We start from the raw sequence: 23,239 nt of genomic DNA, 5'->3' as shown, positions 1-23,239 counted from the left end.
ACCATTGATGGGAGGGTATTGTGAAAGAAGCACCGACCCGTAATCTGGCATTAGAGCTCGTGCGCGTCACCGAAGCAGCCGCACTGGCGGCTGGTCGCTTCATGGGGCGGGGAGATAAGAATGCCGCCGATAAAGCCTCCGTAGATGCGATGCGCTACATGTTGAACACGATCGAGATAAATGGCGTCATTGTGATCGGAGAAGGGGAGAAGGATGAAGCCCCCATGCTTTACAATGGTGAGCGGGTGGGGACTGGTGAAGGCCCACAGATGGACCTCGCCGTCGACCCGATTGATGGTACCCGCCCGCTTTCGCACGGGTTGCCCAACTCGATTGCTACCGTCTCAATTGCGCCGCGCGGCACCATGTTTGATCCTGGTCCATATGTTTATATGGATAAAATTGCCGTCGGACCCGCGGCCAAAGGGGTGGTGGACATCACTGCTCCGGTCCAGGATAACTTACGAAAGATCGCCAAAGCCAAAAATATTGAGCTGGATAATCTGACCGTGGTTATCCTCGACAGGCCGCGCCATGATGAGCTGATCAAGGAAGTACGCCGTTTGGGTTGCCGCATCCGCCTGATCATGGATGGGGACGTCTCCGGTGCCTTGATGACCGCCTGGCCGGATTCCGGCATCGATGTGCTCTTGGGTATCGGTGGCTCACCGGAGGGCGTGCTGGCTGCCTGTGCCCTGCGTGCCATGGGCGGAGAAATCCAGGGCAGGCTTTATGCCCGCAATGAGGATGAAACACAACGTGGCCACGAGATGGGCTATGATTTCAACAAAGTACTCACCATGGACGACCTGGTCGCATCGGAAGACGTTTTCTTTGCCGCCACGGGTATCACAGACGGTGAGCTGTTGGACGGTGTGAAGTATCACAGCCAGGGTGCGCGCACCAGCAGCCTGGTAGTGCGAGGTCTTTCGGGTACTGTACGCCAGATTAACTCGATCCACCGCTGGGATAAACTGCGCAAGATCAGCTCAATCGAATATTGAGGGCAGGCAATACGATCACAAGCAAGCTATGTCCGCCAAGTTGACAGTTGTTTCTAACAGTGGTATCATCCGCCCGATAACCTAGCAGCCCCTTAGGCGCTCTTATCCAGAGAGGTGGAGGGACCGGCCCTGTGAAACCTCGACAACCTAGCAGCGATCAGACTGAGTTTGCAGCCAGATTGCTTTCAAGGTGCCAACTCCGGCAGAGAAAAATCTGGAAGATGAGAGGGTAGCTCTTGTGAACGCTCGTTGCTTGCCCTTTCCTGACCAGAAGGGGCAAGTTCTTTTATGGAGGCTTTGATGAGCAATACTTTTATGAATTCTCCCAGCCTGCTGTTCACATCCGAATCGGTGACGGAAGGCCACCCCGATAAGATCTGCGACCAGATCAGCGATGGCGTCTTGGATGCCTGCCTGGCCCAGGATCCCTACTCCAGGGTGGCATGTGAAGCGGCGACCAAGACAGGCTTCATCATGCTGCTTGGCGAGATCACCACGCACGCCAACATTAATTTTGATGAGCTGGTGCGCAAGATCGTGGTCGATATCGGGTACGACTCGAGCGAGAAGGGATTTGATGGCAGTACCTGTGCCGTTCAAGTAGCGATCTCCAAACAATCGCCTGATATCGATCAGGGTGTGAGCCATTCGATGGAATCAAAGGCTACAGGGAAGAGCGAAAAGGATATCAACTCAGTGGGTGCTGGTGACCAGGGGATGATGTTTGGATTTGCCTGCAACGAGACCCCCGAGCTGATGCCATTGCCAATCTACCTGGCCCATAAGCTGGCACGCAAGCTGGCAGAGGTGCGTAAAAATGGCACACTGCCCTGGCTGCGCCCGGATGGCAAGACCCAGGTCACCGTGGAATACAGCTTTGGCAAGCCTAAACGGGTGCATACCGTTCTGGTGAGCACCCAGCATGACCCTGACATATCCCATGTCGAGATCACTGAATCAGTCATCGAGAACGTAATTATGCCTTCCCTGCCCAAGGAGTTGGTAGACAATCAAATGAAGATCTACGTCAACCCCACCGGGCGCTTCGTGATCGGTGGCCCGCAGGGTGATTCAGGCGTGACCGGACGAAAAATCATCGTGGACACCTATGGCGGGATGGGTCGGCACGGCGGGGGTTGCTTCAGCGGCAAGGATCCCACCAAGGTGGACCGTTCTGCCGCTTATGCGGCGCGTTATGCCGCTAAAAACATCGTGGCAGCTGGGTTGGCTGACCGGGCGGAGATTCAGGTGGCTTACGCCATTGGTGTCTCACATCCGCTGAGCGTCAACGTTGAGACATTTGGGACGGGCAAAATTCCGGATGACCAAATTGCCAAAATTGTCAGCGAGGTTTTTGATCTGCGCCCCGGTGCGATCATCCGTGACCTGAACTTGCGCCGCCCAATTTTCCGCCAGACGGCGGCTTACGGTCACTTTGGGCGGGATGACCTGGACCTGCCCTGGGAACAGACAGACAAGGTGGCAGTGCTTAGAAAAGCCGCCGGTTTGGGCTGCGATTAATCGAAAGCTAGAGCAATCCTCTACGGACTGGCAAACCATCGTGCCAGTCCGTTTTTTTATCTAAGGCCGTTCCATGCCGTGAGCTTCAAGAAAGCGTTGGTCATTCATGAGCTCGTGTGTGGGCCCATCAGCGACCACGCAACCATTATCCAGGTCGATCGTGCATGGAAAGATCTCGCGCACCACGAGTATGTTATGGGTAGAGACCAGCATGGTGAGAGGTAGCTCTTGACACAGGCGGATGAGTGAGCGAAGTGCGAGCGGCAGAAACCCAGGACTGGGATGTATTGAAGGTCAGCAGTGAAACGATGCTGTGATTGAAGCTGGCTGGTGAGTTCCATAAGTAAATCGGGATTGGCATCCATGACCCTGCCGCATTAGCGGCGGACCAAATAGGTGTGGGCTCCGTGCTGATCGATGGCGAAGATCATTCTCCCCTCGCCCAGGTCGATGCGGCTAGCCAGCTCCCTGGCTGACCGACATGTCAGGGGTGGGATATACAGTAGCGCTATTCATCGTCTGGGTGCGTTCTTTGATTAACCCGAACACTTCATCGGCGTTGACATGCTCAGCTTGATGGGCGATGGCTATGATGATCATCTCACATTGGGGGATGATACGGAAACCAGGGACGCGCAGTGCATCGATAAAGCATAGGCAGGGAGACTTTTGTACCTTTAAGTGTTTAGAACCCCCCGGTTTTTATTGGCAACAGTTGCTATGGCAATTGCCTGCAATAGGCTTTGTTTTTTGTCTCCTGTTTAAATTAACACGGCAGACATCACGTCTGCCGTGTTTGAAGATCAGGAAAGTGATTATTTGATGTAAGAACCAAACTTCGATACGATACGGTCCTTGGATTGGTAACCGCTCAATCTCTGGACGGGATCACCGTTGACAAACAGGATTAATGTGGGAACTCCCATCACACCATACTGCACAGCCAGATTGGCATTGTCATCTACATCAAGCTTGACGAACTTTACCTTGCCAATCCAATCTTCAGACAGTTGTGTAACCACCGGGTCGAGCATCTTGCATGGATTACACCATACAGCGGTGAAGTCAACCACGACAGGCAGTGCAGATTGCAGCACTTCGGCGCTAAAGACCGCTTCGGACAGCTTGGGGATCTCTGACATGGTTGACTCCTGTTTCAACACGGGGGATGAGTTGGATAGTAACAAGAGCGACGAAAAAAGTCAAGGGCTCGCGTCACCAATTGCTTCGTTTCCTGGTTTAGAACAGAGCAATTCCCATCCATTCATGCTGAGCAGAAAGCCTTCACCTGCACCTTGATTGGAGGTGCAGGTGAAAGGTGAGTATTATATCTGCTTTAATATATCAATTATCTCTTAATGAATGGCAGGAAAGTTAGTGGACCAAAGCCGTTTAACCAATTCATCTTATCACAGGCCATTCTAACGCCCTTTTCTGGTGAGACATCTCCTGCCAATACCCAGGTCATCATGTCACCGAAAGGACTCCAGTAATTATTCATCTGTGAACCCTGGTAGCGCGGCCAACCTTGTTCAGCAGCGAGAGCAAAAGTAGCTACTAATGGATCAGATATCGTTACATCAGTGCGGACAGGCACATGACCAGCTACATCCACATATATTTGGGCTGATTCCTGGTTGGTCATGAATAATGCCAGCTCGACCGTCGACGTATAGTTAGTCGTGTTCGGATTGACATAAAAACCATCGATCCCAGTCATCGGTTTAGCGAAATCTTCCGGTCCGGCTGGTATGACGGTTAACCCCAGGTCATCCCCCAGGCATGCTTGGAGTGCTCCCAAATCCCACATGCCGTCAATGTACATATCAATCTCACCGGCACAAAAAGGCATTCCGCCCTGCCCCCATGTATCAGTAATGAGCGTTGCTCCAGCGTTCACAAGATCTACCAGGTATTGCATGGCAGGAGCCACTCCCCCCTCCTTGGCGATACACCTGCCACTTTCATTCACCAGTTCGCCTCCGAAGGCTCCGAAGAATCCAAAGTTAAAGTATGAACCAGCACCATCTGTGGTGAGGGCGAGTTTTTTGTCGTTCTGCACTGCAGCCAGCAAGGCGGTTGTGGTGTTCAGTGGTGTGGTTATTGTGCTCTTATTAAAGTATAGAGCCACAGCTTTCGATGACTCGGGCACTCCGTACAGCTCCCCATCCACTTTCATACCTTCGATTGCAGTGGTATAAACATCGGTCAAGCGGCCTTGCAGGTAGTCATCCAGGTTGGAGATCACCCCCAGACGGGCTTCATGACCCAGCCAGTCATTCGAAGCAACGAACATATCGGGACCACCACCTGAAATGACCTCGGTTTCATAAAGGCGATATATATCGGAAAATGATATAAAGGTGGCTGTGATGGTTAAATCTTGGTTATCGGCCAGTGCGTTGGAAATGATCTGCATTAGAGCCGCCTCTTCCGTGCTACCTGGACCGTACGCATGCCACAGTGTGACTGTGCCGCTGATTTCTTGGGTGTCCCCAGCGTTATCGAGTGGTGTGGCTTGAGCGGGTTTCATAACGGTAAGGAGAAGTATTATGCATCCAATGCCAATCAAGACTGTGAAGGCGCAAAATGACATACGTTTAAATATGGGTCTGCTGATCATTGATATCCTCCTCATTTTACAAAAAACAAGCTGTTGCAATATGGGTGTTTACGCTACTATAACCTCACCCCGCGTAGTTATCCCTTATTGGAAATATCTAATCGCTTTCTGTGATAACAACATTATAGCGATAAATATTAAAAAAACAACATTACTGGTTATCCCTGCTGATATCTTCACCGCATAACAAGCATGCTAGCCGATAATCCTATACTCGTCAGGGTTCCGAAGCATTGTTAGTAATTTGGTAAATATCCGTATTGTTCATAAAAACCGTAAAAAACTCAAAGCTTGTAGAAGCTGAGCACGCGTGATAGAATGTTTTTCGCAAAACGGGCGTGTAGCTCAATGGCAGAGCAGTGGCCTTTTAAGCCATTGGTTGAGCGTTCGAGCCGCTCCACGCTCACTTTTTGTTTTGGTTGCTGCACCCACAGGGGGTGTAAAATTCGAGCCGCTCCACGCTCACTGAAAATGGGATGAAGGGGTTAAAAACACCCTAAAAACGCACGTTTTCTCCCACCCAGACCTGCTTTTAAGCAGGTTTTTGCGTTTAATCCCCCATTTTGACCGATTTGGGTATTTCATAAAAAAGAGGGGAATTCCAATGGATATTTCATAACATTTATGCCGGTCAACACCAGTCAACATCTGTCAACATAACTCAACCGTTATCAACACTGATTAATAAGCGTTCCTCAAAGAGACATGATAGACAACCGCAAGCAATCCAGCATTTGGATAGCCAGGGTCCAAAATTAAATGAGGGAAGACGAATGCAGATTAGGTGGTCGAAAGCTAGAGGGCAGAGGGATTTGCAGTATCTCCAAAATAAATAAGCGGCACTACTTCGATCTGATCTGCAAGCGGATATTTTTTCTCACCCGGATAAACGACAATCAGCTTGTCCAGTTGAAGGTCTTCCATGGCAATTTTCATGGAAGGGGTTAGATAGGGTGCATCCTTGCGTTTGCATTCGACCCCTATTCGTTGGCCGTTTCGAAGGAGTAACATATCTAGCTCTGCTCCATTGTGAGTGCCCCAAAAATAGACTTCATCAGGACGCAACCTCTTGATAGTTTCCTCGATGGCATATCCCTCCCAGGAAGCCCCAATTTTGGGATGCGTGTAGAGATCTAGCTCAGAATTTATCCCCAGCATGGTGTGAAGTAACCCTGAATCACGGAAATAGATTTTTGGCGATTTGATCTGGCGTTTATGAATGTTGGCATACCAGGGACGCAACACACGGATCATGAACACACCCTCTAATATATCCAGGTACCTCCCCACCGTCATGTTGCTGACCCCAAATGAACGGGAGGCTTCCGTTGCGTTCCAGGTCTGACCGTGGTAGTGAGCCAACAATGTCCAAAAGCGCATGAGTGTTTGCGAAGGGATTTGGATACCCCATTGAGGTAAATCACGTTCCAGGAAAGTTTGGAAAAAATTCTTACGCCAAATCTGGCTATCCGCATCACTGGCTGCCAGGTAAGAGAGGGGAAATCCTCCACGCAACCAATGCTGAACGAGTTTTTTTTGACCTACCTCAGACAGACTAAAACCACTGATTGCGATGGTTTCCAGGCGACCAGCTAATGACTCGGAGGCATTGCGAACCAGTTCGGGTGAGGCACTGCCCAGGATTAAAAATCTGGCTTGAAGTGGGTCGCGATCTGCTAGTACCCTTAAGATGGGAAGCAGGTCAAGGCGACGTTGGATCTCGTCAATCACGACCAAGTCCGTCAGATCCCTTAGAGCCGTCATTGGTTCTTCTAACCGGCTCAGACTGACCGGATCTTCAAGGTCGAAATAATTCACCGAGTTACTCGATACGAACATGCGAGCCAAGGTGGTTTTTCCGCTTTGGCGGGGGCCGATCAGGGCGACAATCCGGCTGCGTTTGAGAGCAGCATTGATTTGAGTGGTATATGCGGGTCTTTCAATCATATATACATTTTACCATGAAAATTTATAGTCCATGTATAATAATTCGTGGTATTTTATGCTGATGAGGTTATGCTATCTTTTATATTATCAGAGATCATTTTGATCATGGGATTCTTCACCGGTCAATCATTGCAAGAATAATATGGCTACGTTAATCAATAAGGACACTTCGAGCCAAAGGCGAAAGGTCAGCGAGGTATAAGATTTCATCGAGGCCTATGTGCTGAAGGGAATGCACTAGATTAATTGGCAAATAAGCCTGGAATAGTTTACAAAGTCTGATTTGACCTATAAACCCCATCCTATTTTTCCGTGCGATGGCATACGGTTTGCCAGCAAGTGCGCGGTAGCATGGTTTACCGCCCATGGATGATGATTCATCCTCATAAAAAGAGACCCCGATATTCACTCGGATGCTAGCGCCTTTGACTAACGTGCTAATCTTATAGGCTCCTCCCCCCTTACCTCCAGGTCCATGTGCCTGGTAAGCCAGGAACACAGCCTGAGAATATCACCATTGCATAGATGGGGATGACGGTGTGTGCGAGAGGGAGTGATTCTCTGACCAGAGGGAGGAATCATATGCCGGGTCTTTTGCGGTATGGGGGGAAGGGCGAGCCGTGATCTGGTAATAGCCGACTCTCTCCGACCATGTCTGGCTTGTCTTTGCCCCGCTCCTATCCTGGTCGTCCCTATATGCCCAGGGGTAAGAGGGTACAGGCCCATAGGACCAGCGTTCACAGATTTACTAGTAGAGGGCTTTTGTCATCTTACCAGTGAGTCGTTTCTCCGCTTGGTAACGGGGAGTACTTTCGAGCCGCTCCACCTTGCTTCTGCAAAAAGAACGAGCAGGTGACCGCTCGGTGCATGCATGCTCACTGAAAATGGGATGAAGGGGTTAATAAGCCCTAAAAACGCTGATTTTCTCTCATTTTGGCCCGTTTTAAGTCGGGTCTTTTAGTTTAATTCCCTATTATTGTTATTTTAGTCATATCACAAAAAAAGACGAATTTCAATGGATTTATATTTAACATTTCTACCAGTTAACACCAGCCAAGAGCGGTCAATAAATTAAAGGAGGGGAAACATGACAACAAGGAACAATTCACTTTGAATCTAGAATACCTCTCATGTTTTCTTGCAATGTGTAATTTTCTGAATTGTTTCACGATTATGATCTCATTATAGATATTCATGATGTCAATGTTTCGAATCCATCCAACTCCAGCCTATTAATCTACCTTCCTAGAGATCCTTAATTAGTCGATTGGCATTTAAACAACACCATGCACAGCTGGACATTCAGCAATTTACCATAATCCTGCCAAGAGGCATATTTAACCGATTGTTTTTTACTTCCAACGGTACTACACAATGAATACCAAACTGTTATTAATAAGTTGGTTATGCCTATCTAGATCTCTATGGTAACGATGGAAGTACTTAGGAATTGGTCAGATCTGATTGGTACAGTTCTGGTACTTTAGGGCCAGGCAGTTGGATTATTTTCTTGAGCACAAAAGGCCATGCAAGCAGGCTAACAAAAGCAATGCCAAATGTTATGATGCCCAAGGCAATGATTGTATTTGTCCATGGCAATGAGATTAGCTGTATCCCAATACTGCCCATGAGGAGGCCGGCGCAGCTCATCAAAGAAGATACTGCTCCTGTGTCTCCCTTCTGTTGCTCCAACATCAGATTTGATGATGGTGGCCGGATGCAACTACCTGCGGTTGAAGCAGGTAGAATGCACAGGGCAAAAATCCACGGTTGGAGGTTTCCTAGAATACATACAAGAAGGCCACTAGTTGCAATAGTAGCAAAGCAGGCCCATATAATACTCACAGCATTGAAACGCCGCGATAGCCATAAAAAAATCATTGGGCCAGCGATCATCCCCAAGGCATTGAGCGCGAAATAAAAACTATACGTCTGTTCACTAAGATTAAAGCCATCTTGGTAAATAAAAGTTGATGAGGCGATGAAAGCCATGGTTGAGATAGCTCCAAGCGAAAAAAGAAGCAATAAATATGTGAATCCGCGGTTTTGTAATACTCTCGCCAAGCGCCCCAAATTTTCATTTAGCATTCCATAGGTGCGCTGTGCAATGGATTCTTCAAACAACAGGCTACCAACCAAAGCCACTACTCCAATACCTGTTAGAGTCCAAAATATACCCCGCCAAGACATGATCTTCATTAAGAAAGCACCAAACACAGGAGCAATGGCGGGTGAAATAAGCACCATGGACTGTACAATTGCTAGAACTGATTCGCGCTTTTTGCCACTGTAAACGTCTTTCACAATTGCAGTGGCTACTGTTCCAGCAGAACTACCTCCAATAGCCTGGAGAATGCGACACAGGATCAAGCCATCTACACTCGGCATCAATCCACATAAAGCACTTGCGATGACGTACAATCCCATGCCGGCGATTAGTATTGGTTTGCGCCCATAACGGTCGCTAAGCGGTCCCCAAAACAGTGTGCCTAGGGCATAAAAGATAAAGAAGGTGGTTAGTGTCAAGCTGATCCGGTCCGCGCTTGTGCCAAAATAAGCACTCATTCCAGGTAAAGCGGGTAAATACAGGTCAGTTGAAAGTGGTACGAATGCACTCAAAAGAGCAATAAAAATAACCAGGCCATTTACTCCAAGAAATTTTTGTTTAGCTTGAACCATTCTGAATTCCCTATAGAATTGATGGTAGTAATGGATTATCTTACACTGATTATTGGTTTTTTGTGTCTTAATTATTGTTATGATACTCTGAGGTTTCTGTTCAGCGACAGGTTTTGGTAATCAATATGATCAACGATAGGACAAATATAGATTCGAATTATTCGCTTGACAGCTTCTTCCTTCTGTGCTATCACTACACAGAATTTTTATTCCTTTTTCATTATTATCTAGCGGGCGAGGTAAATTCGTTATGAGTGAATCAGTACGTGCAGTGGATCGGGCATTGGATGTGCTCTTATGTTTCTCCAGCCAAACTCCGGAATTGACCATGACACAAATTGCCGATCAGGTCGGAATTCATAAGAGCACAGCACACAGATTATTAGCCACATTAGAGAATAAGCGCTTCATTAAACGAGATCAAGATACAGGTGTCTATCGGCTAGGTATTCGCTTGCTTCAGATGGCATATTTAACGATGGAGCAAAATGATTTGCGTCGTTTAGCGGTACCTTTCATGCATCGTTTATGCGATATGTACGAGGAAAATATTGACCTTACTATACTAGATGATACTGATGTTGTATTTATTAATATACTTGAAGGTCCCCACCGCATCAAATTGGCAGCTGCTATTGGACAAAGGCTTCCAGCATTTGCAACTGCCTCTGGAAAGGCTATCCTTGGTTTTTTACCAGAAAAACAAATTAGACGAATTCTGGATCGGGGAATTCCTCAATTAACCCCTCATACATTGAACTCAGTGGATGAATTAACTAATAATCTTAATACAGTGAGAGAGCTTGGTTTTGCAATTTCTGAGGGAGAATTAGAGGAACAAATCAATGCGGTGGCTGCGCCGATTTTTGATCAGGAACACCATCCTATTGCGTCGATTGCTGTCGCTGGACCAGCGTACCGGCTTACGCATGAAAGAATGATGGAGATAGGTCCAATTATGGTTACTACAACCGGAGAGATCAGCCAGGAAATCGCGATGTCTACCGCTCCCCTCGCCAATTCTGCTATCGATATACCTGCTCCGATGAGAGTTGGCAAGTAGGCGTTTTCTTCTTGTTAAAATCGATAATCCTTTTTATGAAGTCTTTATTATTCCTAATGGAGAATTAGAATGGCATACAAGAGTGTTATTGTTCCAATACATGGGTCAAAAATTACGATTAAAGATGGAAAATTAAATGTTCCCGATAACCCAATCATTCCATTTGTCGAAGGTGACGGCACAGGACGTGATATCTGGCGGGCATCTGTAAGAGTGTTTGACGCTGCAGTTGAGAAAGCCTATGGAGCAAGGCGCAAGATCCACTGGATGGAAGTTTATGCTGGGGAGAAATCCTATCAGATGTTTGAGAGCTGGTTGCCTGACGAGACAACTGAAGCATTCAGAGAATTTTTGGTGGGAATCAAAGGTCCACTGACTACCCCTATCGGTGGCGGTATCCGCTCGTTGAATGTGGCTTTACGGCAATTGCTCGACTTATATGTTTGTCTTCGTCCAGTCCGATACTTTGATGGAGTCCCTACTCCGATGAAACGACCGGAAGATGTTGATGTTGTAATATTTCGTGAAAATACCGAAGACATTTATACTGGGATTGAATTTCAATATGGTATTGAAGACCATAAAAAATTCATGGAATTGTTTAAGAAAACCTTCAATACTGAATATAAGGCGATTCGTTTTCCTGAAACTTCAGGATTGAGCATTAAACCCATTTCCATTGAAGGCACTGAACGACTTGTTCGAGCCGCGATTCAGTGGGCGCTCGATAATAACCACAGGAGTGTAACCTTAATTCACAAAGGTAATATCATGCCATATACTGAAGGTGCCTTTGTAGAATGGGGTTATGCTTTGGCCAAGCGCGAGTTCCGCAACCTAATTGTTACCGAACAAGAAGTAGAAATTCTTGGGAACAAAGAAAATGACCCAGAATTATCTGTTGTAGACAATGCAAAATTAATCTATTCCAGCTTCTCGTTGATGTCGGATGACCAAAAAACGGATGTCTTGAATCAGGTCGCGAATGCTTTGGAATTATGGAACACACATGGAGATGGACAGTGGAAGCATAAACTTCTCATCAAAGATCGCCTTGCTGATGTGGCCATATCTTCCATACACACCCATCCGTCCGATTTTGATGTTATCGCTACAATGAACCTGAACGGAGATTATATATCTGATTATATTGCAGCAATGGTGGGGGGCATTGGTATTGCTCCAGGTGCCAATATAAACTATGTAACCGGGCATGCTATCTTTGAAGCTACGCACGGTACTGCACCTAAATATACTGATTTGGATAAAGCCAACCCGGGCTCCGTCATTCTATCCGGTGAGATGATGTTCCGTTATATGGGATGGACCGAAGCAGCTGATCTGATCATCAAGGGGATGGAAGGTGCTATCAAGGCAAAAACCGTTACTTATGACTTTGAAAGATTAATGGAAGATGGAAAGCTCCTAACATGCTCCCAGTTTGGTGATGCGATAATTAAGCATATGGATTAATCCTGAGAAGTCAAAGAGAATCTCTTTCTCAAAATCGAGAAAGAGATTCTGCATTTAAGTGAGAAATTTCGAAGTAGGATGATACTGATCTAAAGTAATTCCATCGATCCTAAACCATATCGAATCACTATATCGGTTTCAAGTGTTTGTCCAAAAAAGAAAATACCCTCTTCATGTTTTCCTCAGTTTCAAATAGAGGGTCACCATGGTCAGCTTTCTCTAAAATATCAAACTCAAATCGATCCGTTGGAACATATTTCTTTAGTTTTTCAACAAAAATAACTGACTGCTGTACAGGAACCAGGTGATCCTCACGGCCGTGCTGTATCAGGATAGGGGGCATATCCTTGTGGATATAAGTCATCGGATTGGCAAGCCGGACCTGAGATGGTATCTCGGTGATTTTCGCTCCTAAATATTTCGATTCTGGCGAATTGGCTTGGCTGTGATCCGGTACACCTAATTTACTTTCGGTAAGCTGCTGGTCCATCTTTAAAAAGTCAGTCGGGCCGAACATATCAACAGCAGCCTGGACATCGCACGAGAAAGTCGGGTTGCCGAGACTCAGATCTTCAAGCTCGGTGTTTTTTGCTGTAAGGCATAGCATTGCAGCATAATTCCCTCCGGCTGAGCCACCACAGGCTGCAATCCTGCTGCCATCAAGTAGGTATTTTGATTGGTTAGCTCTCAACCAGCGGATAGCAGCCTTAAGATCTTGCAGCCCTGCGGGAAATATCGCTTCACCACTCAGCCGGTAGTTAACACTGGCCACGGCATAACCTTGAGTTAACCCACGCAGATACGCCGCGACCGGCATGTCGCGCTTATCTCCCATTTCAAAACCACCCCCATGAATATGCATAATGATCGGGAATGGTCCGTCTCCTTCATCGGGTAAATAGATATCAAGTTTTTGAGCACTTGAAATTTGGGCATACGCTTGATCCAGCCATTTTCTTCTGATATGCGAGATATCAGCTGGCGGAATCCTCAAGAGCTCTCCGGCAATATGGTCATGGTTTTTTATGAAATCCATTTTCTCCATGTTTCCGACTTTCTGCAAAGCTTATTTTTTTACTTGAATAAGCATTTTTGCGTTTCTCTGGAATTGGTCAAATGCCACTGCACCTAACAAGATCATTCCTCTGACAATATACTGAGCATATGTGCCCCATCCCGCCAGCTGCATACCATTGCCCAAGACCGCTAGCAGTAATACCCCAGCGATGAGAGATTGGATGCTTCCTTCACCACCCATAAAACTAACACCCCCTACGATTGCAGCTGTTAGAGCAATGAACTCCGTGCCAGGCCCAAATGAAGAGTTGGTGGTATTTGACTTTGAGATCATTACCATGGTAGCAATTGCGGTAAAAAAGCCGCATAACGTGTAGATGAGAATTTTCATCTTGCGCGTATTAATGCCTGCCAGCCGTGAGGCTTCTTCGTTCCCGCCTAACGCCAATAAACGGAAACCAAAAACCGTATTCGTGTACACGATGCTTGCCAATAGAGCAATCACGACGGTAAGGAGGATATCGAATGGTATTCCAACAACTTTTCCTTTGGTCAGGAATAGGAATTGATCGGGATATCCTCGAAAAGTATTCGCTTTCGAGATAATATAAGAAATACCCTGAAAAACTGTAGCAGTTGCCAGGGTAGCAATCAAGGGGAAGATCCTGATGCTGGTGACAATTAATCCATTAATCATGCCCAAGGTAGTGCCCAATAAAAGACCGATCAGGACTGCCAGCCAGGCAGGCAAGTGATAAACCATCATTAACATGGCAGTGACGACACCCACCAGAGACATCTGGTAACCTACCGACAAGTCGATCCCACCCCCGATCATCACGAATGACAATCCAATCGCCACGATGATAAAGTATGTATTCTGGATAAGGATATTGGACAGATTACGTACGGTGAGAAAATATGGGCTGGTGAATGAAAAGAGGATAATAAGGGCAAAAAGGACGAATGTGACCGTATATTTTTTCAAGCTGCTCACATCAAACCCAGGAGTTTTTTTCTCAGCAGATATGGCTTTTTTGTTGGGATACATTTACTCAACCTCGCTACCTATTGATGGATGAACACCGTGAGTCATCCGAAAGATTGATATACTACTTCAGGAGGCTGAGTCACATTGCCGTCCTTACCTTTGATAATCATGGTCACGATGTCGTCAAGGCAACACTTATTGACTTCCAATATATCCTGTCGCTGACCACCTTTCAACACAAATACCCGGTCAGCGATTGCCAGGATGTCAGGAATTCGCTGGGTGATGAGAAGGATCGAAAGGCCGATTTCTTTTAGATTCCGAATCAAACCGAGTAGTTTATTGGCTTCTGTCACTCCTAATGCTGCTGTTGGCTCATCCATAATTAAAACTTTGGATTCGAAGGCGATTGCCCGGGCGCAGGCTACCATCTGCCGCTGGCCACCTGACATTCGGGCCACGTTCATCCTGGGCGATTTGATGTCAACACGCAAGTCGCGGATCACCTCTTCTGCACGTTGATACATACTTTTCTTATCCACAAAAAAATTGAATGGTCCGCGGGTCAACTCCCTACCGACAAAAATATTCCTTGCCACATCCAGATTATTAAATAAGGCCAAATCCTGGTAAATCATACCGATCCCCAAGTTGAAGGCATCTTGAGGAGTGTGAATGTGCACTTTTATCCCGTTGATGATGATCTCCCCTTGATCTGCCAGATAGGCACCGGATAAAATTTTCATCAAGGTAGATTTCCCGGCGCCGTTATCACCAACCAAACCCATGATCTCACCATGTTTTAGCTCTAGGTTTACATTGCTCAGCGCCTGAACCCCGCCGAAGCTCTTACAAATATCCTTCATCTCAACAATATATTCCGATGTCATAAACCCTCACTAACCATCGTTCTGAATCATGCTGCCATTCAGACGATTTTCGCCCACAGAGATTTCGCCATGTCTTTTAATAAAACAAGAATGAATTTTTCCGATATTAACAATCAGAGGGCTGGAGAAACTAAATTTCCTTCTGTTCTCCAGCCCATTGAAAATTTAGGGTTTTATCACGTGAGTAGTCATCAATTTATGGCTATTAATCAAGCTTTTAGTGGAACTAATCAGATCTAGTTTATGGTCCTGGAAGAACTAGAGGTTGAGGTTCAGTAGTCGGGGCTGTAAGCACTGTGGCACTCTCGACCGGCACGTACATTAACTGGCCATTTTGGGCTGTGACCATATCGAGCGCATCCCATACAATCTTGGGATAATCTTCACCATTGAGCATTTTACCGGCATATTCCATAGTTCTGCCGATCAGATCCCCTCCAAACCGAATAGTTCCACGGAACACGCCTTTACCAGTTGAGGAGTCAGCCACTGCAGGGCCTTCCGCTCCGATCATCCCTACACTGAAGATACCGACTTTATTTAGATCATCGATAACTGAGGTACCTGGACCCTTGGCATACTCATCCATGATAGCCTGCGAGGCACCCATACCACCATCTCCCGCATAAGCCAAGACCAGCTTCACATTCGGATTGGTGGTGAGGATATTCTGCATGGCTGTTTGACCAGCCTGGAACATTTCAGCTTGTACAGTTTGTACAACTTTAACAGCAGGGCTGTAGGCTGGATTCTCAACTTTATTTGCTTCATCAACCACTGCCCCAGTAGCATCGATATACTCACCATTCTCATTTTTTAAGTAAGGTTCGCTGATCATCTTCAATCCTTGCGAGCGAGCAACCGCTTCAGGATTGAGGGTTGATTCGAAGATGGCAGTCTCAATCGAGCCCGGAGCAGCATCAGGATAGGTTGTGTCTACCCATTGTTTAGCCATCAATGCTGCGTACTCACCCGATAGAAATTGGTTCATCTTCATCACTGAATCATAGGCATTCTCATCGCCAGGATCACCTCCAGCGAATAGGACCTTTACACCAGCATCACGCGCCGCAGTCAGCTTGGGTACCAGGCTGGTCGGTTCCACCGCCATTACAAACATGTAAGCCGGTTTCATCGCAGTATAGTTCTCAATTTGGGTAGCCTGGGTGTTTGCATTCCCATCAGCACTAGATACCTGGACATCATACTTGTCCCCGAAAGTTTTCGTGAAAGCATCCTGGAAGGCAAGCATGAGTGGGTTATCCAGGGCAGGCAGACTGACAACTAGCAGAGGTTTCTTGGCTGGCTCGACAGGGACCGAAGCCGCGGCCTCCGTATCGGTGGGGGCAGGCGCCACAACTTCTGGTGTGACGACTGTAGTAGGTGTAGCTTGAGATTGGCAGGCAGTTACCAGCACGCCAATGATCAGTAGAGCCGAAGCAATTATAAATACTTGTTTTTTCATCTTATCCTCTCCTTTAAGGAACCAGACAAACTAGTATCGATCAATATGGATTTAGAAAAAACACAAAACCTCACTCATTCTTTTTGGGGTATTGGAATTGCTTTATTTAGCTGATTCTCCTCCTTTTCAAATCATTTACTGTTTCATTTTCATCGATATTTATTGCATGAGATTGAGCCCGGCCAGCATTTAAGCCGACAAACAAGCGCACTCCTACATAGGCCTGTTCTTTATATTTTTTGTCAGCCTTCTTGTTTGCCAGGTATTTTATCTCTCATCCTATACTTACTCTTCTGGATAATTATCGCGGATGGATAGCAGGCTGAATTCGTCATAGATTTGCCTAAAGTAAAGCTAATAAGTCATTTATTTCAGGTACCTGTCAAGAAATGAAAACACACGCCGCATATTTTCATCTGAATCAAACAACGGATCGCCATGCCCAGCCCCTTCAAGAATATCAAACTCATAGCGATCATGACTGACATACTTGGCTAATTTTTCGGCAAAAATTATGGACTGCTGTACTGGAACCAACGTATCCAATCTTCCGTGTTGGATCAGTAAGGGGGGCATGTGCTTATGTATGAATGTCATTGGATTGGCCAGCTCAACTTTTAGCGGCACATCCGAAAGCCTAGCTCCCAGATACATGGATTCAGGAGAATCGGCTTCGCCATGGTTTGCTGGACCAAAACCGCTTTCAGAAAGTTGTTCATCGATTTTTAGAAAATCTGTCGGCCCAAACCAGTCCACTGCTGCCTGGACACTGCACGGGAATTCTGGATTACCCAGGCTGAGATCATCGAAAGTCGGAACATTGGCGGTTAAGCACACCATTGCAGCATAATTTCCACCTGATGAGCCGCCACACGCGGCAATACGATTTCCATCCAGATGATATACGGTACTGTTCGCCCTCAGCCAGCGGATCGCCGATTTAATATCCTGCAACCCAGCAGGAAATATAGCTTCACCGCTTAATCGGTAATTCACACTAACCACAGCAAAACCGCGATGTAGCCCTTTCAAGAAAGTTGAAACAGGGTAATCGGTTTTATCTCCGAGAGCAAATCCTCCACCGTGAATGAACAATATGACAGGAAAGGGCCCCTCGCCGTCATCTGGCAAGTAAATATCCAGCATTTGAGACGGAGAAATGTTGGCATACGCCACGTCCAGCCACTTTCGGATGATATGTGAGACATCCGCACGTGGGAAGGGGATCCAAGCCTCATCTTTTATTGTCATGAATTCTTTCCTATAGCTATATCATACGCTTGCATAGTATGAAACATCAATTCATTCTATGTTACAATCTATTCATAAATGGAATAGGTCTCGAGCCTGATCGATGGAAATCCGTCAAATTCAGTATTTTCTATCCATTGTAGACACCGGCAGTTTTTCAGCAGCGGCGGATGAACATTTCATTTCCCAATCCTCACTTTCAAAAATGATCATCGCCCTTGAAAAGGAATTAGCGGTCACTCTATTCAATCGCAGTAAACGAAGAGTATCGCTTACAGAAGCTGGAGAAGCCTTCCTAAGGCATGCGCGAAAGCTAAATGCCGACAATAATGCCATGCTGGTTGAATTGGATGGTTACAAATCAGCAGTGGATACTTTCTCTATCGCCGCCATTCCCATATTGCCTCAATATGGAATCGCCACCTCGATTGCCCAATTCAGTGACGCGAATCCATACATCCGCTTCAGCCTCGAGGAGATTGATGGGCTGAATATTATTCCAGCCCTGGTGGAGCGACGCTATGATCTTGCATTTACACGTCATAATTATCTAGATAATGAGTTATTTGAAAGTCTGGAAATTTGCAAAGACCATCTTCTGGTGGCAGTTTCAAAAAACAACCGGTATGCAAACCGCTCAACCATATCCATAAAAGAACTGGTCAATGATAATTTCATCGTCTTTGACCGGGTAACAGAATTACACAAATTGATCATGGAGGAATGCGGGAAGGCAGGGTTTGAACCAACAATTTTCTACTCGAGCCATCGCAAAGTTAGCGTGCTCAGCCTGGTAGAAACAAATATTGGGCTTGCCCTGATGCCAGTGAAAATTTTCGAATACTACCACCATCCCGGAGTTCTTGCTATCCCCTTGGAGGAAGATATCGCCTGCAATATTGTCCTCGTGCACCTAAAAAACAGGCAATTTCCAAAATCAGCGATGATTTTTCTAGACTTTATGAAGCAAGTGACAGAAAATAGAAAGTCTAAGAATATTTCGGAATTAATATGAAGTGAATTTAAACTATAGACCGAGGTGCCTCTTACTTTGTATGAGTGGTAGGAAGCGCGTATTGTTTTTATGCTGTAGCGTTTACGATAATCTCCTTCGCCCGCCTGCTTTTCTGGTATTCATCAAAACCGACGGCAGCCAGCAATAATGCGCCTTTGATTAGGTTTTGATAGAAATCCTGGAGACCGAAAAGCTGCATGCCATTATTCAGCACAGCGATGATCATGACCCCGGTGATAAGCCCTAAAATTGTCCCTTCTCCACCTGTAAAGCTGACGCCACCCAGGAGTGCTGCAGTTAAGGCATCAAACTCGATACCTGAACCAGTAGTCACCTGCCCATTGAAAACCCTCGAAAGCAAGACCACAGCAGTAATCCCAGCGGCAAAACCGCAAATCGCAAACACAATAACTTTTTTCTGCTTGATATTTATCCCAACCAGGCGAGCGGCTTCCTGGTTACCTCCCATCGCATAAACCCGGCTTCCAAAATTCGTGTTGTGTAAAAAATAGGCGCCAATGATTGCAACAAAGATCATAATGATGATCGGAACCGGAACTGGGCCTACGTAACCCTGCCCATAAATACGGAATGAGTCGGGCAATCCATCGATATTACGCCCGCCAGCAATAATGTAACCCAGCCCTTTGTAAATGAAAGCTGTGCCTAAGGTGATGATCAGTGGGTGGACTTTAAGGATGTTGCTTAGAATCCCATTTGCGGTCCCTAATAGGGTTGCCAGGGCAATGCAAACCGGAATTGCGATCAAGGGGTTGATCGAGTAGCCATATGTGCTTGATATCATGAGCGAAAGGACAATATTGGTAAGGATGATCTGGGAGCCAACGGAAAGATCGATCCCTCCCCCAACCATCACAAACATTAAGCCAACTGCGGTGATGGTCACGAAAGACATTTGCCGCAGCATTAACCTGAAATTACCGACGGTAAGGAAATTTGGCGCGATAAAGGAAAAAATCACTACAGCCAACAATAAGATCAATAATGGGGTGTAATTGACGGCAAACCTTCCAAAGCCGGCGAACAATTTCTTGATGAACGATGGATGGCTGTTCATTACTTGATTACTGTGCTCCTTTACTTGATAATCTCCGGCATCTAAACCGTTAATTCATCATGCTTACAACAAACGCAGCAGTTACCCGAAAGACTTGTATTCAATATCCTCAGCGAGTTCGACCCTGTTTTCTTTTCCTTTTACGATGAGGGTTACAACATCATCCAAGGTTGTATTGCTGACATTCAGGATATCCTGCCTCACCCCACCCTTTAGTACGAAAACGCGATCGGCAATAGCCAGGATATCAGGGATTCGCTGGGTGATGAGTAATATAGACAAGCCCAGATTTTTCAGATTTTTAATAAGGCCTAATAATTTATTGGCTTCTGTAACTCCCAAAGCGGCGGTTGGCTCATCTAATATCATGATCTTCGACTGAAAGGCAATCGCTCGTGCACAGGCTACCATCTGGCGCTGCCCACCAGACATCCTGGCGATGTTCAATTTCGGAGACTTGATATCCACCCGCAGATCTTTGATCAGTTCTTCGGCGCGCCTGTACATGGCTTTTTTATTCAGGGTCATTCCAAGCGGGCCGCGGGCTAGTTCTCTTCCAGCGAAGATATTGCTGGCGACATCCAGGTTATTAAATAAAGCCAAATCCTGGTAAATCATACTTATCCCGAGCTTGAATGCATCCATGGGATTCTGGATATGAGCTGGCTCTCCAAAAATACAGATTTCACCCTTATCAGCCTGATATGCCCCGGAGAGGATTTTCATCAGTGTGGATTTGCCAGCGCCATTGTCACCGACAATTCCCATGATCTCACCGGATTGGAGCTCCAGATCGACGCTCTTCAGCGCCTGGATGCCCCCAAAGCTTTTGCAGATGCCTTTCATCTCAACCGCGTATTCCATAATCTCTGACCTCAGAACGTTGTGCTGATATTTGCTTTACCAATCTTTTCTTGCTAGTTTCAAAACACCAACAAGCAGTTTGGGATGTGTAACTTTGAGGAAATCTGGCGATGACGCTACATAACAACGAGTCATCGCCAGATTTTATTAATTCATTAGTCTCGGGTGAATAAACTACCTTTGATCAAATTCTGGAGCAGGGAAGCCAAAATCTGCAGACTTTTGACCATCGGAAGTCCAAACGAGCTCCATCTTCCCATTCAGCCATTGGGTCATCGGGTTCAAGACATTACCGGTACCATCCGCATTGAATGTCACCGGGCCGATGACAGTCATCATATCGGAGTCTGCCATAGCATTGCGGATCGCATCGCGGTCCAATGCGCCAGCACGCTCGATAGCATCGGCGAAAAGCTGGACACAAGAATAGGCTGGTCCAACCAACACGTCTGCAGGCCGGCCGAAGTCCGTCTGATGCCTGGTATTGATCTCTGCCACGCCTGGGAAGTTCTCGGCATTGTGCCAGCCGGGGAACATGGTGACGTAATCACCGACTGTACCAAGGGATTCGCCCCAGGTTGCCGCATCCGGTGCCCTGACAAGCATGGTGAATTTCGGCGTCCAACCAAGCTCGCTGAGTTGTTTCATGATGGCAATACCGTCGGGAGTGCTGGGCATGCCTAGCAGAATCTCAGCCCCAGCCGTCTGGGCATCCAGGATCATAGTGGAGAAATCGGTTGTCCCTGGGGCATATTCTGCGTAGTACACCACATCATAGCCAGCAGGCTTGGCGTCTGCTTTGAACAAGCCACCCAACTCGTTGCCCCAGTCCGTCTTCTCCTGGAAGATGGCGACCTTGGTAGGTCGTTGATCAGCGGGGATCATCTGATTGAGGGCGGCGTAAACATCCCGAGCCTGGTCAGGGCTCTTGGGGAAGGGTGAGAACAGGTACTTGTACCCACGTTGGTGGATATTCCACCAGGCAAAAGACACACCGCAATATGGCACCTGGTTCTTTTCAGCAATGGCGGTTGTTGCGGCGTGCATACCACTTGCCGCGCCACCCAGATAGGCAACCACGTTTTGCTCAGAGAAGACTTTTTCAAGGTTGCTGACGGCCTTGGTGGGGTCAGACTCATCGTCATAGGCGGTCAGGCGCAGGGGGATCTTGACACCGTATTCTTCGACATACACACCACCGTTGGCATTGATCGCATCGATGGCGTAGTCATAACCGACCTTTACCTGGCTGCCCAGAGAGCCGAATTTACCGGTCAGCGGGATGGAAGCACCGATCTCGATGAACTCCGGTGCAGTCGGTTTAGCAGCAGCGGTTGGCGCACATACGAAGGTGGTCAATGGATCGAGGGTTTCCTTGGGGTAGTCCGTACCACTGATCATGCCCTTCATGATCGAGTAAGTGCTGCTGATCAAGTCGTCCAGGCTTCCGCCAATGGCGACGGCACCACGATAGGCACCTGCTTCACATGTGGGGAGCTTTTCCTGGGTATCGGGGCTGACGTCACCAGAGTAGACGGCATATTGGTCGAGATTATTTGGTGCGTAAGCTTCGATCGCCTGAGCTGCGCCCTGGGCGCCTGAATCACCGGCGACGAGGATCACCTTGGTATTCGGATTAGCTGTGAAGATATTCTCTGTGGCGGTGACTGCCTCTGCAATGGTGGTCTCAGGAACGTCCACAAACTGGACCAGCTTGGCTTTGGCGCAAGCAGTATCGATGGTTTCCATGCCTTCGGTGCGCAGCCTGAGATTTTCAGTTCCCTTGGTGCTGATAATGGCGACTTCAACGCTTTTGTCTGCAGCATCCGGATAGGTGGTGTTGATCCAGTCGCAAGCCATGGTGGCCATCTTTATGCCGATCTCTTTTTGATCGGTATGCATGATGGCATCGTACGGACCTTGCTTATCGACCGGCACGCCCATGACCTTAATGCCAGCAGCCTTGGCTTCTTCAACCGCAGCAGCCACCGCATCGGGTTCAAGAGCAGCCATGATGATCATACCAGCCACCTTCTGGGATATGCAGGTCTCGATCTGGTTGTACTGGGTGGTGGCATTTCCTTCAGCGCCGAAGATCTGCACCTCGACTCCATCAGCGGCGAATTTATCCTTAACGCCCTGGGTGAGGCCAGACAGGAAGGCATTCCCGGATTCGGGGATGAGGTAGCATACTTTCTTGCCTTCAATAGAGCCAGTGGCTGGTTGGGCGGGCGCCGTGGTGGGTTCAGGTGCCGTGGTGACAACCGGCGTTGCAGTTTGTGCACAGCTGCTGAGCAGGAGGCTAAGCAGGACAATGACTGCAACCATTGACATAATTTTCTTCATGTTTCGTTCTCC

18 protein-coding genes, 1 tRNA gene and 1 riboswitch are annotated in these 23,239 nt (G+C 47.1%); of the genes, 6 read left to right on the top strand and 13 right to left on the bottom strand.

The genetic code is table 11. From position 1 onward, the window contains the following. Positions 1-17 precede the first annotated feature (17 nt). A complete protein-coding gene (gene glpX, locus C3F13_01685; protein ID PWB56276.1) occupies positions 18-1,004 on the top strand; it encodes a fructose-bisphosphatase class II in 987 nt (328 codons plus the stop codon). A gap of 99 nt (positions 1,005-1,103) precedes the next feature. Beyond that, positions 1,104-1,232, top strand: a riboswitch (SAM riboswitch). 72 nt (positions 1,233-1,304) lie between these two features. Continuing rightward, the gene (locus tag C3F13_01680) at positions 1,305-2,525 is read left to right on the top strand and encodes a methionine adenosyltransferase (GenBank protein PWB56275.1); all 1,221 of its coding nucleotides are present in this window, start codon (positions 1,305-1,307) and stop codon (positions 2,523-2,525) included. A gap of 815 nt (positions 2,526-3,340) precedes the next feature. Here the strand turns inward: C3F13_01680 and trxA are convergent. Together trxA and C3F13_01670 are read right to left on the bottom strand one after the other, a co-directional pair. Beyond that, positions 3,341-3,667 carry a thioredoxin gene (trxA, locus tag C3F13_01675; GenBank protein ID PWB56274.1) on the bottom strand — a complete coding sequence of 109 codons (327 nt, stop codon included), beginning with the start codon at positions 3,665-3,667 and terminating at the stop codon, positions 3,341-3,343. Between the two features lie 206 nt (positions 3,668-3,873). Further along, positions 3,874-5,163: an ABC transporter substrate-binding protein gene (locus C3F13_01670; protein PWB56273.1), complete on the bottom strand. Its 1,290-nt coding sequence runs from the start codon at positions 5,161-5,163 to the stop codon at positions 3,874-3,876. A gap of 319 nt (positions 5,164-5,482) precedes the next feature. Here C3F13_01670 and C3F13_01665 point away from each other — a divergent pair. After that, a tRNA-Lys gene (locus C3F13_01665) sits at positions 5,483-5,554 on the top strand. Positions 5,555-5,943: 389 nt separating this feature from the next. Here the strand turns inward: C3F13_01665 and C3F13_01660 are convergent. The 3 genes from C3F13_01660 to C3F13_01650 all read right to left on the bottom strand — a co-directional run bounded on the left by C3F13_01660 (position 5,944) and on the right by C3F13_01650 (position 9,774). Next, complete coding sequence (locus C3F13_01660; protein ID PWB56272.1) at positions 5,944-7,095, bottom strand: hypothetical protein; 1,152 nt, start codon at positions 7,093-7,095, stop codon at positions 5,944-5,946. A 151-nt stretch (positions 7,096-7,246) separates the two neighbouring features. Then, positions 7,247-7,594: a hypothetical protein gene (locus C3F13_01655; GenBank protein PWB56271.1), complete on the bottom strand. Its 348-nt coding sequence runs from the start codon at positions 7,592-7,594 to the stop codon at positions 7,247-7,249. Between the two features lie 944 nt (positions 7,595-8,538). Next, on the bottom strand, positions 8,539-9,774 hold the full coding sequence (locus C3F13_01650; protein ID PWB56270.1) for an MFS transporter: 1,236 nt from the start codon (positions 9,772-9,774) through the stop codon (positions 8,539-8,541). Positions 9,775-10,024: 250 nt separating this feature from the next. On the opposite strand from C3F13_01650, the gene C3F13_01645 reads away from it, so the two are divergent. Together C3F13_01645 and C3F13_01640 are read left to right on the top strand one after the other, a co-directional pair. After that, positions 10,025-10,837 carry an IclR family transcriptional regulator gene (locus tag C3F13_01645; GenBank protein PWB56269.1) on the top strand — a complete coding sequence of 271 codons (813 nt, stop codon included), beginning with the start codon at positions 10,025-10,027 and terminating at the stop codon, positions 10,835-10,837. Positions 10,838-10,906: 69 nt separating this feature from the next. Further along, positions 10,907-12,310 (top strand): isocitrate dehydrogenase (NADP(+)), encoded by a 1,404-nt coding sequence (locus C3F13_01640; protein ID PWB56268.1) that lies wholly within the window; start codon positions 10,907-10,909, stop codon positions 12,308-12,310. A gap of 127 nt (positions 12,311-12,437) precedes the next feature. Here C3F13_01640 and C3F13_01635 read toward each other — a convergent pair whose 3' ends face one another. From C3F13_01635 to C3F13_01615, 5 genes are all read right to left on the bottom strand, one after another. Then, a complete protein-coding gene (locus C3F13_01635; protein ID PWB56267.1) occupies positions 12,438-13,346 on the bottom strand; it encodes an alpha/beta hydrolase in 909 nt (302 codons plus the stop codon). A gap of 30 nt (positions 13,347-13,376) precedes the next feature. After that, positions 13,377-14,378: a ribose ABC transporter permease gene (gene rbsC / locus C3F13_01630; GenBank protein ID PWB56266.1), complete on the bottom strand. Its 1,002-nt coding sequence runs from the start codon at positions 14,376-14,378 to the stop codon at positions 13,377-13,379. A 41-nt stretch (positions 14,379-14,419) separates the two neighbouring features. After that, entirely contained in the window at positions 14,420-15,208 is a 789-nt protein-coding gene (locus C3F13_01625) for an ABC transporter ATP-binding protein (GenBank protein ID PWB56265.1), read from the bottom strand. Between the two features lie 241 nt (positions 15,209-15,449). Then, entirely contained in the window at positions 15,450-16,673 is a 1,224-nt protein-coding gene (locus tag C3F13_01620; protein PWB56264.1) for a hypothetical protein, read from the bottom strand. 366 nt (positions 16,674-17,039) lie between these two features. After that, positions 17,040-17,924: an alpha/beta hydrolase gene (locus tag C3F13_01615; GenBank protein ID PWB56263.1), complete on the bottom strand. Its 885-nt coding sequence runs from the start codon at positions 17,922-17,924 to the stop codon at positions 17,040-17,042. Between the two features lie 103 nt (positions 17,925-18,027). Between C3F13_01615 and C3F13_01610 the strand changes: the two genes are divergently transcribed. Further along, positions 18,028-18,939, top strand: coding sequence for a hypothetical protein (locus C3F13_01610; protein PWB56262.1), 912 nt, complete (start codon positions 18,028-18,030; stop codon positions 18,937-18,939). Between the two features lie 67 nt (positions 18,940-19,006). Here C3F13_01610 and rbsC (C3F13_01605) read toward each other — a convergent pair whose 3' ends face one another. From rbsC (C3F13_01605) to C3F13_01595, 3 genes are all read right to left on the bottom strand, one after another. Beyond that, entirely contained in the window at positions 19,007-20,017 is a 1,011-nt protein-coding gene (rbsC, locus tag C3F13_01605) for a ribose ABC transporter permease (GenBank protein ID PWB56261.1), read from the bottom strand. A gap of 81 nt (positions 20,018-20,098) precedes the next feature. Then, entirely contained in the window at positions 20,099-20,881 is a 783-nt protein-coding gene (locus tag C3F13_01600) for an ABC transporter ATP-binding protein (protein ID PWB56260.1), read from the bottom strand. Positions 20,882-21,055: 174 nt separating this feature from the next. Next, positions 21,056-23,227, bottom strand: a complete 2,172-nt coding sequence (locus C3F13_01595) for a hypothetical protein (GenBank protein ID PWB56259.1) — start codon at positions 23,225-23,227, stop codon at positions 21,056-21,058. Between the last annotated feature and the right edge of the window lie 12 nt (positions 23,228-23,239).

Source organism: Anaerolineales bacterium, from assembly GCA_003105035.1.
Lineage (GTDB): Bacteria > Chloroflexota > Anaerolineae > Anaerolineales > UBA4823 > FEB-25.
The sequence above is the reverse complement of the archived record's forward strand: the minus strand, read 5'-3'. Positions and strand labels throughout refer to the sequence as shown.